The 14,906-nt window shown below is 64.7% G+C and carries 13 protein-coding genes; 9 read left to right on the top strand and 4 right to left on the bottom strand.

Annotated features, from left to right (window positions below; translation table 11 throughout):
- Nucleotides 1-4: 4 nt before the first annotated feature.
- From WG900_RS16855 to WG900_RS16815, 9 genes are all read left to right on the top strand, one after another.
- Nucleotides 5-1,009 carry an NAD(P)/FAD-dependent oxidoreductase gene (locus tag WG900_RS16855; protein ID WP_339968977.1) on the top strand — a complete coding sequence of 335 codons (1,005 nt, stop codon included), beginning with the start codon at nt 5-7 and terminating at the stop codon, nt 1,007-1,009.
- Between the two features lie 34 nt (nt 1,010-1,043).
- Nucleotides 1,044-1,325 carry a hypothetical protein gene (locus WG900_RS16850; protein WP_339968975.1) on the top strand — a complete coding sequence of 94 codons (282 nt, stop codon included), beginning with the start codon at nt 1,044-1,046 and terminating at the stop codon, nt 1,323-1,325.
- Nucleotides 1,326-1,713: 388 nt separating this feature from the next.
- Nucleotides 1,714-2,712, top strand: coding sequence for a sterol desaturase family protein (locus WG900_RS16845; RefSeq protein ID WP_339968973.1), 999 nt, complete (start codon nt 1,714-1,716; stop codon nt 2,710-2,712).
- Nucleotides 2,713-2,750: 38 nt separating this feature from the next.
- Nucleotides 2,751-3,353, top strand: coding sequence for a hypothetical protein (locus WG900_RS16840; RefSeq protein ID WP_339968971.1), 603 nt, complete (start codon nt 2,751-2,753; stop codon nt 3,351-3,353).
- Nucleotides 3,354-3,482: 129 nt separating this feature from the next.
- Nucleotides 3,483-4,421 carry a LysR family transcriptional regulator gene (locus tag WG900_RS16835; RefSeq protein WP_339968970.1) on the top strand — a complete coding sequence of 313 codons (939 nt, stop codon included), beginning with the start codon at nt 3,483-3,485 and terminating at the stop codon, nt 4,419-4,421.
- Between the two features lie 87 nt (nt 4,422-4,508).
- Nucleotides 4,509-5,450, top strand: a complete 942-nt coding sequence (locus WG900_RS16830; protein WP_339968969.1) for a sterol desaturase family protein — start codon at nt 4,509-4,511, stop codon at nt 5,448-5,450.
- Nucleotides 5,447-7,024, top strand: coding sequence for a tetratricopeptide repeat-containing sulfotransferase family protein (locus WG900_RS16825; protein WP_339968968.1), 1,578 nt, complete (start codon nt 5,447-5,449; stop codon nt 7,022-7,024). The genes WG900_RS16830 and WG900_RS16825 overlap by 4 nt, the downstream gene beginning before the upstream one ends.
- An 11-nt stretch (nt 7,025-7,035) precedes the next feature.
- The gene (locus WG900_RS16820; protein WP_339968966.1) at nt 7,036-7,431 is read left to right on the top strand and encodes a hypothetical protein; all 396 of its coding nucleotides are present in this window, start codon (nt 7,036-7,038) and stop codon (nt 7,429-7,431) included.
- Nucleotides 7,432-7,557: 126 nt separating this feature from the next.
- The gene (locus WG900_RS16815; protein WP_339968964.1) at nt 7,558-7,890 is read left to right on the top strand and encodes a UrcA family protein; all 333 of its coding nucleotides are present in this window, start codon (nt 7,558-7,560) and stop codon (nt 7,888-7,890) included.
- A gap of 44 nt (nt 7,891-7,934) precedes the next feature.
- Here WG900_RS16815 and WG900_RS16810 read toward each other — a convergent pair whose 3' ends face one another.
- From WG900_RS16810 to WG900_RS16795, 4 genes are read right to left on the bottom strand one after another with little or no spacing between them, the layout of a single operon-like run.
- Complete coding sequence (locus WG900_RS16810; RefSeq protein ID WP_339968962.1) at nt 7,935-8,867, bottom strand: Vgb family protein; 933 nt, start codon at nt 8,865-8,867, stop codon at nt 7,935-7,937.
- Between the two features lie 13 nt (nt 8,868-8,880).
- Nucleotides 8,881-10,665 (bottom strand): allophanate hydrolase, encoded by a 1,785-nt coding sequence (gene atzF, locus WG900_RS16805; RefSeq protein ID WP_339968960.1) that lies wholly within the window; start codon nt 10,663-10,665, stop codon nt 8,881-8,883.
- Nucleotides 10,662-14,258 (bottom strand): urea carboxylase, encoded by a 3,597-nt coding sequence (uca, locus tag WG900_RS16800; RefSeq protein ID WP_339968958.1) that lies wholly within the window; start codon nt 14,256-14,258, stop codon nt 10,662-10,664. The genes atzF and uca overlap by 4 nt, the downstream gene beginning before the upstream one ends.
- On the bottom strand, nt 14,255-14,890 hold the full coding sequence (locus tag WG900_RS16795) for an urea amidolyase associated protein UAAP2 (RefSeq protein ID WP_339968956.1): 636 nt from the start codon (nt 14,888-14,890) through the stop codon (nt 14,255-14,257). The genes uca and WG900_RS16795 overlap by 4 nt, the downstream gene beginning before the upstream one ends.
- Between the last annotated feature and the right edge of the window lie 16 nt (nt 14,891-14,906).

Here is a 14,906-nt window from a genome sequence, read left to right as displayed (position 1 = left end):
CCAAGTGAACATTGCAATCATTGGCGCTGGTATTGCCGGCCTCTCCTGCGCCGATGCGTTGCAGGATGCAGGGCATTGCCCGGTGCTGTTCGACAAGGGACGGGGGCCGGGTGGCCGCATGTCGACCCGGCGGGTGCAAACCCCGCTGGGCGAGGCGGCTTTCGATCACGGCGCGCAATACTTCACCGCGCGCGATCCGGGCTTCAAGAGGCTGGTCGATAGCTGGCAGCGTTCGGGCGTGGCGGCACCTTGGCCGCAGTCGGGAACCGATGCCTGGGTCGGCGTACCCGGGATGAACGCGGTAACCCGCCAGATGGCCGCTGCTCACGATGTGGCCTGGGGACATCAGGTGACGGCAATGGTCCGCCGGGCCGGTTCATGGTGGCTGACAGGTCCCGCTGGCGAGACCGGCCCGTACGATGCGGCGGTGCTGGCCATTCCGGCAGAGCAGGCCGCAGTGCTGCTTTCACTTCACGACTTTGCCATGGCGCGCAAGGCGCTGATGGTGCGCTCGCAGCCCTGCTGGACCGGTATGTTCGTCTTCGATCACCCGCTTGCAGGCGTGCCCCCGGTTATGCGCAATCGGGGCGACATTGCCTGGGCCGCCCGCAACAGCGCCAAGCCCGGGCGATCCGGTCCCGAGGCATGGGTGGTTCAGGCCAGCGCGACCTGGTCCGCTGCCTGGCTCGAAGCCCCTGCGGACGAAGTTGCCGGTCTGCTGCACCGTGCCTTGGCGCAGGCGGCAGGCTGCATCATCCCCGAGCCACTTGTCGCAACAGCGCATCGCTGGCGCTACGCACTCTCGGTCGGCACGGGCGACGGGGCCTTGTGGAACCCGGACCTTGGCCTTGGCGCCTGCGGCGACTGGCTGATGGGTCCGCGGGTGGAAAGCGCGTGGCTGTCCGGCCGAAAGCTCGCCGCCATGTGTAAGGGCGCGGGCCCGGTGATCGGGAGCGTGCAGTTGACTGGCATAACATGCCCTAAAGGTCATGTTCCCATCTTGCCATGAAGGCCTAGGCTCTCCGAATAGTTCTTGGAGGATCTTGGAAATGCAAAGTCAAATTGCTCGGGCCTGGGCCTTCATATTCGATCACGAACGCAGCCCACTTCGGCATATTCCCGATTTTGGCGTCCGGCACATGGTATTTCAAATGCTCGGCTGGATGTGGGCGGTTTCATTCTCGCTGGCAATTGGCAGCTATACGGTTTTCGCATTCAGCGTGATCGGGCATCTGGTCCTGATTGCTGCCTTTGCCATTACCGCCTCAACCTACATCGCAGCCAGCAAGCGGCCGGAGCTCTTCGCGCCGCTGGCCCGCAAGTAAGGGACGTCGGCCATGAACCGTATTCTGGTTTCCCGGCAGGTCACCCTTGCCTCGATGGTTGCGCTTCTGGCCCATGTGGGATTGCTGTCGATGGTCCTGACCTGAGGTCATCACACTTCGCGGCGTTTCCGGCTTTGATCGGAAACGCCGCTTGCCTTGCGTCTGATGCTCCCCGCATCTGGTGCGGCCCCAATCGCCTAGAACCCGCAATTCCACACAACCCATAGACCTTGTCTATGCCCTCAATAGAAATTTGACATCTGGCATGATGGGGGCGCATTCCCAATGCTGTGTCGCATCACGGAGCTGGTGCAAAGCGTACCGCTCCTCAGGGTTTCTTCAGGTCTACCGCAGGTGGTCCGGAAAGAAAACATGCGAGGGCAAGGGCATGAACGGAGTTCGCGTTGGTAAGCGGATCATAGGTGCCGAGGCACCGGTGACGGTCGGCTGGGAAAACATCCCCCGAGTCGAAGGCGGGCCATTCAAGCAGCTCTTCTTTACCTGGTTCCAGCCGGCGGTGCTCTTCGGGTTGATTGCCTTCTGGTATTACGCGCCCGCTTCGATCGCCAAGGCATCGACCGCCATCGGCATCGGCATCGGTTTCAAGGTGCTGCTGCTCGGCCTCGAATGGGTCAACCCGCGCTATAGAAGCTGGCAACTGACGTGGAAGGAACTGGTCACCGACCTGTTCTATGTCGGGCTGGGCTACACCGTGCTCCGCATCGTCGGCAGCTACATCGGCAGCGATGCCATGATCAAGCTGATCCAGAGCAGCTTCGATTTCGACAAGGTTGCGTGGTTCACCGGACTGCCGCTGCTGCTGCAGGCCTTCCTGATCGCCTTCATCTTCGATTTCGGGCAGTACTGGATGCACCGCGGGATGCACAACTGGCACCCCCTGTGGCTGAGCCATGCGCCGCACCACTACATCACCCAGCTCAACATCAACAAAGGCGCGGTGGGCAACCCGACCGAGCTGTTCCTGATCGGCTTGGGCATCGGCGGCTTCTTCGATTTCCTGCCCCGCGCCGCACTGATCGCCGGCGCCTTCGGTCTGGCCATCGGCACGTACCAGCACATCAACGTGCGCTTCAACACGCCGAAATGGTGGCGCTTCCTGTTCAACACGACCGAGCATCACAGCGTGCACCATTCGCAGGACTATGAAGCGACCCGCAGCAATTACTCGGGCACGTTCATCTTCATCGACCGGATGTTCGGCACCTGTGTTGATGGCGAGGCCGAGCTGCTGGGAATGGAAGGCGGCCGCCGCATGTCGATCCGCGAGGTCATGCATTTTCCGTTCACTGAGGGCTGGAAAGCGATCAAGCAAAAATACGGCAGGGACAAGTACGGCACCCCGACTTCAGCCGTGGCGGCAGAATGATGGCCAGCCTTCCGCTCAGCAACACCGCAGGAACCGTGATGAACACGCGCTTCATCGACTGGATCTGGAATGTCCGGGGCAGCCTGCCGCTCGCCAAGGGGCAATCGGGCGAAGAGGCGCTGGCCAAGCTCAGCCCGCTGTTTCTCGAGCCTTATACCTGGCACGATCGCTCTGGCGACACCTTGACCTTCACCAAGACCGATCCGGCCTCGCAGGACAAGATGGCGGTCTTTGACAGGGGCGTGCTCAAGGTGGACTCGGTCGCAGGTGACGGCGTACTGCATTACCACCTGAGCAGCCGGTTCCTGCTGTTCAGCTTCCTCGCCCCGCTGCTGTTCCTCTTTTTCGGTCAGCTCGCCATCTGGACGGCGAAGCCGGAACCAACGCCGGCAGAGGCGGCGGCAAAGGCCAAGGAGGCCGAGGCAAAGCCGCTGCCGGAACTGCATCCGATCGACAAGTTCCTCGGCGCGCCGGCCCCTGAAAAGCCCAAGCAGGGCGAGCCCAGCCGCAGGAAGCCATCGTCGACCGCTGCTTACGTGCTGGCCGGAATTTTCGCCGCGCTTTACGTGATCGGCCGCATTCTCGAGGCATGGCTGGTAAAGCGGTTGTTCCTCAGGCGCCTGGAAGACCAGCCGGACTGACAGGTCATAAGCGACTTTATGATAAAGTGCGGTCCGTGCATCAATTCGATCTATGCCCCGGCCTGCTGGCAATGCTAATCCGGTTGCAGCGGCCGTAACTGACTCGTGGCCGGCGACAGGGAAGCCAGCATGAGTGACCGGATACCGGTGATCGACAGGAAGTTCGCCAGCCGGGTCGACTGGAACCTGATGCGGACCTTCGTCGACATCGTTCGCGCCGGCGGCATCGGCGCGGCGGCGCGCCAGCTCAACCGCCAGCAACCCAGCATCAGCGCGGCGCTCAAACGGCTCGAAGAGCATGTCGGCACCGAACTGCTCCACCGCACCGCGACCGGCGTGGAAATGACTGCCGCCGGCAAGGCGATGATGGCGCTGTGCGAGGAAATGCTCGAGGCCGCGCGGATGGTGCCGCACCAGATCGCCCAGGCCACGCGCCGGGTTGAGGGCATTGTCCGCATCCAGATCATCTCGGGCCTCGTCTCGCCCGAATTTGACGAAGCCATCGCCAGCTTTCACCGGCGCAACCCGGCGATCCATATCGAGATCCGCGTCTCGCCCTGGCGCGGGGTGCTCGATTCGCTTGAGCAGGGCGAGGTCGAGATTGGCGTCGGCTATGACAGCAGCGTGCGGGGCAGCCTGATGTACGAGCCGCTGCTGGTCGAACGCCAACAGCTCTACTGCTCGCGCACCAATCCCTATTTCGGCTACCACGTGACGCGGCTCGGCGAGCTGAAGGACGAGGGCTTCGTGCTGACCGGCGAGGACGAGATCGAACTGATCACGCACCTTCGCCGCCGCTACCGACTGGGCACCAATGTCAGCGGCGTGGCTGAGGACATCAACGAGGCGCGGCGACTGATCCTTCACGGCGTCGGCATCGGGTTTCTGCCGGTTCTTGCTGCCGAAGCGGAAGTGGCGCGGGGCCGGTTGTGGCCGCTGCTCCATGCCGATTTCGAGCCGAGCTATGACATCTTCCTGCTGGCCCGCAGCGAGCCTGCGCGCGACACCGCGACGCAGCTGTTCTGGGACGAAGTGCTCCGCCGGGTGCGGGCGAAGCAGAGGTCATAGGCCTGATCTATGCCTTTCATCGATTAATTGCCCCTCCCTTCATGCTGCAGCGCAGCGCAGACTTGCCGTGAGCAACGGAGCTGCGCCATGCCAGCATTGGAAATCGAAGCCCCTGCAGAAAGCACCCCTGCCGCGGCTCAAACCCTGAAGGACAAGATGTTTGATCTGCTGCCGCCGCTGATGGTGGCGGCAGTCCTGCTGTTCTGGTCGCAGGCTCCCCAGCCGATCCTTGATAACGAGTGGACGCTGACGGTCACATCGCCGCTGATCATGCTCATCGTGCTGGGGCTCGAACAGGTGCACGAGCGGCACGCGGGCTGGCGGCTGAACCGGCAGGAATTCTTCACCGACCTGTTCTATGTCGTGCTCAGCGCCACGGTGATTTCGTGGCTGACGGTGCGGCTGGCTGAAAATCCGCTGCTGGCCGCCAAGGCCTGGCTCGGGATTGCCACCCCCGCCATCACGCAGCTGCCGTGGCTGGTGCAGGTCGTATTGGTCTTCACGATCATCGAATTCGGCCAGTACTGGATGCACCGGCTGATGCACAACTGGACGCCGTTCTGGCTGACCCATGCGCCGCATCATCACATTACCCAGCTCAATGCCGCCAAGGGCGCGGTGGGCAATCCGATCGAGCTGTTCCTGATCAGCCTCAGCGTGATTGCCCTGCTCGATTTCGACAAGACCGCGATGTTCGCCGCCTTCAACCTCGGCGGTGTGGTTTCCACCTTCGCCCATGCCAATGTCCGGGCGAACCCGCCGATCTGGTATTCGTTCTTCCTCACCACGATCCGCCACCACAGCCTGCACCATTCGGTCGCTTACGAGAACACCCGCTGCAATTACGGCAATTCGCTGATCCTGCTCGACCGGATCTTCGGCACGTACCGCGAAGGCGAGGGCGTTCTGGTCGGTCAGGACGATCGCAAGCGGCTGAGCATCTGGGAGCAGACGATGTTCCCGTTCCAGCCGCTGATCGATCGCTACAAGGCGCGCCGGAATAATACGGGAGGCGCGGCGCCGGCATGATCGCCAGCCGATCTTCCAGGATCAGCGCCGCCCGCAGCGCACTGTCTCGCGGGGATCTCCAGTCGACACACCAGTTCGCCGCAACGCTGGTGGCGGACCATCCGGAGGACGCCGAAGGGCATTTCCTGCTGGGCATCGCCGAATCGGGTGCAGGGCGGATCCATGCCGGCATCGAACATGTGGGCCGCGCCGTCGCCATCGCTCCGAAGGGCGAATATCAGGCCCAGCTCGCCAAGCTGTTCACGCTCGTCCGCCGCGAAGGCGATGCTGCCGATACCATGCGTGCGGCAGAGCGGACGCCGCCCAGCGATGCCCTCAGCCGGGACACCATGGGCTGCGTCTATGCGCGGCTGGGCGATCATGCCGCCGCCCTGCCGCACTTCGAAGAGGCCGTCCGGCTCGTCCCGCAAAGCGCCGAGTACCGCTACAACCTGGCGACGACACTGAACTTCCTGGGCCGGGTCGACGATGCGGAAGCGGCGCTCGAAGAACTGCTCGGGCTGTTCCCCGGCGATGCCCGCGCGCACCACCTGCTGGCCAGCCTGCGCAAGCAGACGCCGGGTCGCAACCATACCCAGCGGCTGGCGGCGGCGATTGGCAAGGCGGCCCCCGGAAACGCAAAGCTCCTGCTCGGCTACGCACTGGCCAAGGAGCTTGAGGACATCGGCGAGGCTGACGCCGCGCTGGACCGGCTTTGCACCGCCAATGCCGAACACCGCCGTTCGCTCCCTTACAGCTTCGCGCGCGATGCGGCCGCCTTCGATGCCATCGAACAAAGCTGGCCGGCGCTGGCGAAAACTTCCGCGAGCGGCGCGCCAGATGAGGCGCCGATCTTCATCATCGGCATGCCGCGCACCGGCACGACGCTGGTCGATCGCATCCTGTCCTCGCATCCCGATGTCGAGAGCGCGGGCGAATTGCAGGCCATGCCGCTCGCGGTGAAGCTGGCGTCGGGCACGCGCAGCCGGACCGTTCTTGATCCCGAGACGATCCTGGCCGCCGCCGCCTGCGACATGGGCGATATCGGCCGCGCCTATCTGGGCCGCGCGCAGCACCTGCGCCGCAATGCCAAGCCGCGCTTTACTGACAAGTTTCCCGGCAATTTCCAGTACGCGGGGTTCATCGCCAAGGCGCTCCCCGCAGCGCGTATCGTCTGCCTGCGCCGCAGCCCGATGGACACGGTGCTGAGCAACTTTCGCAATCTCTTTGCCGTCAGTTCGCGGTACTACGACTACAGCTACAACCTGCTCGACATCGCTGCCTATTACGTCCGTTTCGACCGGCTGATGGCCACCTGGCGCGCGGCATTTCCCGAGCGGTTGCTGGAAGTGCGCTACGAAGATCTGGTGGCAGATCAGGAAGGCCAGACCCGGCGGCTGCTCGCCCATTGCGGGCTGGGCTGGTCGGATGTCTGCCTGCAATTCCACACCAACAGCGCCCCGGTTTCCACCCCCAGCGCGGCCCAGGTTCGGCGGCCGATCTACGCCGATTCCGTCGCCCGCTGGAAGCGCCATGCGGCGGTGCTCGAACCCGTTCGCGCATTTTTCGAACAGGCCGGAATTCCGGTCGAATGAAAGGAAAGCCGATGCCTCTCCCCGGATTCCTGGCCCGTTCCGCGCTGCCGGCGATCGCCATCATTGCCGGTGGAATGGCCGCCCCCGCACTCGCCGCTTCGGCTCCCACAACAAAGGTGGTGTCCTGCGAGGCGGGCAACTGCCTGATGATCTCGGGCAGTCGCGAGCGAGGCTCCGAAGCCGTTTTGATCAATGGCCATGCCGTATCGGTGCAGGGCAACCGCAACTGGAAGGTCAGCCTGCCGGTCGACCAGATCCGCGATTGGTCGCAGCGCTATGCCCGCACCATTGAGGTTTCCACTATCGATGCGGCGGGGGCCGTGCAGACTTCTGCGGAAGCGCGTTTGCCAATCGGATTGCTTGGCGGAACGACCAATCTGGCCCTGCTCGAAGTCCGGGTGAAGTAATAACCAAGTCCGACGTAAGTAATAATATTCCAATATTGTGTTATCTATTGAAAGTTTCATCGACTCTCTCTATGTGAGGGGCAGTCGCCGAAGAGCGATGCCCCATTCCATTCACAGGAGATGATGATGAAAATCGGCCTCGTGGCTTTCGCCACTCTCGCACTCGCGACCTCGGCTTCTGCCGCAACTACCACCGACAATCCGCTCGCCCAGGACTCGGCTGTTCTCAGCCTCAAGGGCATTGATCTCGGCACCGCCGATGGTCAGCAGCGCCTCGCCATCCGCATGGACGAAGCCGCCCGTGCCGTTTGCGGTGACCGTCTTGCCGGCGTGCACCTTGCGCTCGAAGCCAAGTCTGCCGCTTGCCGTGCAGGCGTGGTTGCCGATGTGCGCTCGCAGGTTGAAGCCCGCCTTGCCAAGGCATCGGGCGCTTCGGCGGTCCGTCTGGCTGCCCGCTAAGCGATTGAATTTCCGCGCGGTGCGCTGGCACCGCGCGGAAAATTTCATTTCGCGATTTTTGCCGGCGCCGGCCACCAGGTGATGGTGTGCACGTCATGCGCCGAAGTCCAGATGCCCGACGAGGTATAGCGCAGCGCCCCGCTGCCCTCCGGCTTTCCGAGCCGAGCGACAGTCGTCATGCGATTGGGGTCGATTACCACGAAGGTCTGCTCCTCGGTCGTTCGCACCCAGACCTTGCCGCCGCCGGTATCGATGTCTCCGTACTTCAGAACTTCGCCGACCTTGGCGCGGCCCGTCACCTCGCCGCTGCGCGGATCGACGCGCGCGACCGTACCGTCGCCCTGCTCCTGAACCCATACGCCGCCGACACCGGCCGCAAGAAAGCCCGGCGTCTTGCCCAGCGCCGTCCGCTTGGTCACCGAATTGGTCTTCGGATCGATCCGCTGGACCGATTGCTGGTTGCTGCTGACCGCCCAGAGCGCCCCGAAGCCGTAGGCCAGATACCAAGTGCCGGAATCGACCTTCACTGTGGCTACGACCGTGTTGGTCTTGGGATCGATGCGCGAAACCACGCCGGCATCGTCGCTGGCGATCCAGATTGATCCGGCCCCGGAAACGACATTCAGCTCACCCGCGCGGTTGGCGATTCCGGTGGGGATGGCGGCAAGTCGCTTGCCGGTTTTCGATTCGATGCGGATGACCGCGCCGTCCTTGCAATCGGCCACCCACAGCGATTTCTGGAACACCGTCATCGCCCCGCAGGCCCGCGTCATCGCCGATTCCGCCAGCTTGCCCTCGCGCGACCAGCGCTCCACCTTGGTGCGGTTGGTGACCCAGATGGACTTGCCGTCCACCGCGATGAAATCGGCGAAGCCGGGCACCGGAATGACCTGCTCGGGCGGGGCATCAGCGGCGGCAGCATGTGCCGTGCCGCCGCCCAGAAGGGCAGCTGCCAACATGATATGCGACTTGGACATGGCCAGTTCCTTCCTAGCTGATTTCGGCGATATAGGCGCGCCAGCCGCCAAGGCTGGTGATGTCACGCGCGCCATCAAGCGCGCGCGGTTCGGCGACGAAGCCCTTGACGCTGGTGCCATCCGACAGGGTAACCGTGCCGATCGCCAGTGGCGGCGGCACCTCGACCACGAAGCTGCCGAATTCGGCGACGCCCAGCTCGTAAACCTCGACCTTGATCGCCGCGCCGTCTGCGCAGTGAACCAGCGCCGGCTTGGGCGGCACGCTGTCCGCGATGGCATAGAGCCGGTAATCGGGCGCGGTTTCAAAGGCGCCGACGAACTTGGCATCGCGGGAGGTCAGCTGCCAGTGCAGCGGCATACCCTCCAGATGCGCCCCGACAACGGCGAGTTTCACGGTCTGCATTTTGCCCTCCAAGTCTAACGGCGGTGGTGACGGAAGCTGCGCACTTGCAAGATAGGCCTCCGCCGCATCGAGCAGGGCGAGGTCGGTGTCCGCCGGTCCGATCAGCGTTATGCCAAAGCCCGTGCCATTTGCCCGCGTCCCGGCGGGGACGGCGACGGCGGCCATGTCGAGCAGGTTCACGAAGTTGGTGTACAGGCCAAAGGCGCTGTTGAGCGCGATCGGCGCGGCGTGCAGTTCGGCGACGCGGTAGGTGGTGCCTGTTGTCGGGAAGGCCAGCAGGTCGACCGACTCCCACTGCTCGTCAGCGTGGCGTTTCAGTTCGGCCATGCGGTAGATGCCGTTGAACAGATCGACCGCGCTCATTGCCAGACCCGGCTCGACCACTTCGCGCACGGTGGGATCGATCGCGCCCGGATTGTTGGCGAGCAGGTCTGCGAGAGCTGCCGTGCGTTCTGCCACCCATGGCCCGCCGTAAAGCAACTGTGCCGCCTCGAGCAGCGGCGCCAGATCGATCTCGACGACCTCGGCGTCCTGCCCGAGCGTCTCAAGCACCCGGTCATAGAGATATTCGGACTCAAGATCGCCAAACCACATGCGCTGTTCGCGCCGGGGCACGCCGATCCTTCTGCGGCCGAGCGGCTTGTCCGCCAGCGGCTTCGAATAGGAGTCGGCCCGGTCATAGCCGGCGATCACGCTGTCGATCAGGCGCGCGCCGGCCAGATCGTCGGTAAACACCGTGATGCAATCGATCGTGCGGCAAGCGGGCAGCAGGCCGCGCGTTGACCAGCGTCCCTTGGTGGGCTTGAGCCCGATCAGGTGCTGGAAAGCAGCCGGCACGCGGCCCGATCCTGCCGTGTCCGTCCCCAGGGCAAAAGCCACCAGACCTGCCGACACGGCGACCGACGATCCCGAGCTCGATCCGCCGCTGACATAGGCCAGGTTATAGGCATTGCGCGGCGCACCGTGCGGGCTGCGCGTGCCGTTAAGGCCGGTGGCGAACTGATCGAGGTTGGTCTTGCCGATGCATATAGCGCCCGCATCGAGCAGGCGTTCGATGACTGCTGCGGATTCTTCCGGCTGGAATGCGAAGGCCGGGCAGGCCGCGGTGGTTTCCATGCCGGCAACATCGATGTTGTCCTTCACCGCGAATGGCACCCCGGCGAGCGGCAGGACTTCGCCCGCTGCCACCCGCGCATCGACAGCGCGCGCCGCCGCGAGGATCTGTTCCGGCGCGGGCCGGCTGATCCAGACCTGCGGCTGGATGGGATCATAGGCCGCCAGCCGCGCCAGTGTGTCCTGCGCCACCTCGGCGGCGCTGACGGTGCCCGCGTTCACCCCCGCAGCGATGGCCGAAACACTCCGCCGGGCGAGCGGGTCGCGCACCGAACCGCTCACGGGTGCCTCCGCAAGGCCATCATCGGCGCGCCGGGCTGCACCGCCTGACGCTCCTTGAGGTACAGCGCGGCAACCGTGCCGCTGCCCGGACTTTCCACCGCACATTCCATTTTCATCGCCTCGATCACTGCAATGACATCCCCGGCCTCGACCTCGTCACCCTCGGCAACCATCAGTTTCCAGACGCTGCCGCCAAACGGAGCCTCTACAAGGTCCGCGCCGTCGGGAACTTCGATGGCCGTCACTTCGGGAACATCGGCTTCGACCAGCGCGCTGACCCGGTCGAATTCGCCGCGCCGCTGCCATTCGGCCCGCTCGGCTTCAAAAGCGGACTGCCGCCGGGCTTCGAATTCGCTGATGTCCCCGGCATTGGCGGCGAGGAAGGCGCGGTATTCCGAAAGGCGGAATTCCGACTCCTCGATCCGCAGCGATCGCCGCCCGTTGGGCAGGTCGCGGTGCCAGTCGGCCAGTTCTTGGGCGCTGACCGGATAGAACCGGATCTGGTCAAAAAAGCGCAGCAGCCACGGCTTGCCCTCGATAAAGGCATCGGTCTGGCGGTGGGTGTTCCACACCGGGACCGTGCGGCCGAACAACTGGTAACCGCCCGGCCCCTCCATGCCGTAAATGCACATATAGGCCCCGCCGATGCCCACGACATTGGGCGGGGTCCAGGTGCGCGCGGGGTTGTACTTGGTGGTCACCAGCCGGTGCCGGGGATCAACCGGCGTGGCCACGGGGGCGCCCAGATAGACATCACCCAGTCCGAGCACGAGGTAGTTCGCCTCGAAGATCAGGTTCTCCACGGCATCGGCATCGGGCAGGCCGTTGATGCGGCGGATGAACTCGATATTGTCCGGGCACCACGGCGCGTCATCGCGCACCGCGCTCATGTATTTCTCGATCGTCTCGACCGTCGCGGGATCGCGCCAGCTGAGCGGGAGGTGGACCACGCGCGAGGGGATCGAGAAATCACCAAGGTCGCCCAGCCGCTCCTCGCAGGCGATCAGCGCGGCCAGCGCCGCCTTCTGGTCCAGGCTGGTGCCGTCAAAATGCAGCTGCAGCGAACGGATGCCCGGCACCACGTCGATCACCCCGGGCAGGGCCAGTCGTTCCAGCTCGCACATCAGGGCGTGGGCGCGAATCCGCAGCTCGATATCGAGCACGATCGGGCCATATTCGACGAGGATGTTGCGATCGCCCTGCTGGCGATAGACCACTGCCGGCCGCCCGCCACCGGCCGGGGTTTCGGCGAGGATCGGCGACAGGATTTCAATCGGGCGCGCCGGTCCTTCGGAATGTGCAGTGCCTTCACTGACCAGCTTTTGCTGGAGCATGTGGGCCAGCGCCGCATCGCCGGCATTAACGGGGACGAAGCGCAGGGTGTCACCTGGGACCAGCTGGCCGATCTTCCAGCGGTCCGCCGCAATGACCACGAAGGGGCAGACAAAGCCGCCCAGAGATGGTCCGTCCGGGCCGAGGATGATCGGCATGTCCCCGGTAAAATCGACCGCGCCGATGGCATAGGGATTGTCGTGGATGTTCGACGGATGCAGCCCCGCCTCGCCGCCATCCTTGCGGGCCCAGTGCGGCTTCGGGCCGATCAGCCGCACGCCGGTGCGGTTGCTGTTGTAATGCACCTGCCAGTTGGCCGAGACGAGGGCCTCGATATCGCCATCGGTGAAGAAATCGGGCGCGCCGTGCGGGCCATAAAGCACGCGCAGGGTCCACTCGTTTGACAGGCTGGGCAGGGCCGCGGCGGGCAGGGCCTGGCCCGGAACCTCATCACCCATGTGCAGCGTATCCCCGGCCAGCAAGCGCCGCGAGGCATGGCCGCCGAACTTGCCGAGCTCAAACGTGCTGCAGCTGCCGAGGTAGGGTGCAATATCAAGCCCGCCGGCAAACAGGATGTAGCCGCGAATGCCGCCGCCGCCCGCGCGGCCGAGGGCGAGCGTCTGCCCGGCGGCGATGTCGAGCGCCTGTCCGGGGGGCACCGGTAATCCGCCGAGCGTCGCTCCGAAGTCAGCCCCGGTCAGGCAGATGCGCGCCGGCGCGTTGAACAAGAGCGTCGGTCCGGAAATGGTGACTTCAAGTCCCACCGTGCCCTCAGGATTGCCGAGCAGGCGGTTGCCGATGCGGAATGACTGGTCGTCCATTGGGCCAGAGGGCGGGACGCCGACCGCCCAGTATTTCTGCCGCCCCGGCCAGTCCTGCACGGTGGTTGCGGTTCCGCCGGCGATCACGCGGACGCTGCGGGGGTTATAGGCAATCGCTGCGAGCGACTGGGTCGAAACCTCGCCGCTGACGAAGGCGTGCGAGCGCACGACCTCGCGCAGCCAGCGCAAGTTGGTCTCGATGCCATCGACGCGGGCTTGGTCCAGCGCGGCCTGCATGGCCGCCACCGCTTCATCGCGGGTCGGGGCATGGATGATGAGCTTGGCCAGCATCGGATCGTACCACGCAGAAACCGTGCTGCCGGCCATGCACCACGTCTCGACCCGCATATTTGCCGGGAATTCGACCCGCGTCAGCGTGCCGGTCGTCGGGCGATAGTCGAGCGCCGGGTCCTCGGCGTAGAGGCGCACCTGAATCGAATGACCCGTTGGTACCGGCGGCGGAGCCTCCATGAAGGCAAAGTCGCCCGCGCCGCCCCGGATCATCCATTCGACAAGGTCGATGCCGAGGATTTCCTCGGTAACGCCGTGCTCGACCTGCAGCCGGGTGTTCATTTCGAGGAAGAAGAACTCCTCGCGCTCGGCGTCGTAGAGAAATTCGACAGTCCCGGCAGAACGGTAGTTTGCCGCCTGTCCCAGCCGGGTCGCGGCGGTGATCAACTGGCTTCGCACGCTTTCGGGCAGCAGAGGGGCGGGGGCCTCTTCGACGACCTTCTGGTTGCGGCGCTGGAGCGAGCAGTCGCGCTCGGCCAGCGGCATGATCCGCCCGGCGCCGTCACCGAAGATCTGCACCTCGATATGGCGCGCCCGGCGGATGTAGCGTTCCAGGAAGATGCCGGCATCGCCGAAGTTGTTCTGACCGAGCCGGGCGACGGCGGCAAAGCCCTCGCGCACCGCCGCTTCGTCTTCGCAGATCCGCATGCCGATGCCGCCGCCGCCGGCGGTTGCCTTCAGCATGACGGGAAAGCCGATGTCCCGCGCAGCAGTCACGGCTTCGTCTTCGCCGGTCAGCAGGTCGGTGCCGGGGGCCAGCGGCACGCCTTGGGCAGCGGCGAGCGCGCGGGCCGTGTGCTTCAACCCGAAGGTGCGGATGTTGTCCGGCGCCGGCCCGATGAAGACAATTCCGGCCGCCGCGCAGGCTTCGGCAAAATCGACATTCTCTGCCAGGAAGCCATAGCCCGGGTGGATGGCCCCGGCGCCGGTGGCGCGGGCCGCTTGGAGAATCGCGGCCACGTTGAGGTAGCTCTCCGCCGCCGGTGCCGGGCCGATGCAGACCGCCTCATCGGCCTCGGAGACATGCAGCGAGCCTTCGTCGGCCTCGGAATAGACCGCAACCGAACGCAGGCCCATGCGCCGCAGGGTGCGAATGATCCGAGTTGCAATCGCCCCCCGGTTCGCAATCAGGACCGTGTCGAAGCTCATCCGGCAACGATCATGCGGACGGGCGTGGGGTTGAAGGCGTTGCAGGGATTGTTGATCTGCGGGCAGTTCGAAACAACAACAACGACGTCCATCTCGGCCTTGAGATCGACTGTCAGTCCCGGCGCGGAAATGCCGTCGACGATGCCCAGCGAACCGTCCGCCTCAACCGGCACGTTCATGAAGAAGTTGATGTTCGACACCATGTCGCGCTTGCCGCGCCCTTCGGCAAGGTTGGCCTCAAGGAAGTTCTCGACGCAGGCGTGCTGCGCCTTGGTGTGATGGCCATAGCGCAGGGTGTTGGACTCGCAGGAGCAAGCGCCGCCGATGGTGTCATGATATTCGACCGAGGTTGCCGCGATAGTCATCATCGCGCGGCCTTCATTCGATCGCAGGACCGTGCCCTGGCGCAGGAACAGGTTGCCCTGCGCAGCCACGGTATCCTGCGCGCTGTAGCGCTCGGCATCGTCAGCGGCGCTGTAGAGCAGGAAATCCACCGCCTGATTCCCCTCCAGATCGACGATACGCAGCGTCTGCCCGGCCGCGACATGGTGCAGCCACGGCGCGCGGGCGGGCACGGTCACGTCGTGCAGGATCGTGCCGGTCAAACCAGAGAGGTGGGGATCGACGCTCATGCGGACCTGTTCCTTG

Origin of the sequence: Novosphingobium aquae (genome assembly GCF_037572715.1) — a bacterium.
Lineage (GTDB): Bacteria > Pseudomonadota > Alphaproteobacteria > Sphingomonadales > Sphingomonadaceae > Novosphingobium > Novosphingobium aquae.
This window is presented reverse-complemented; position numbering and strand designations above follow the sequence as displayed.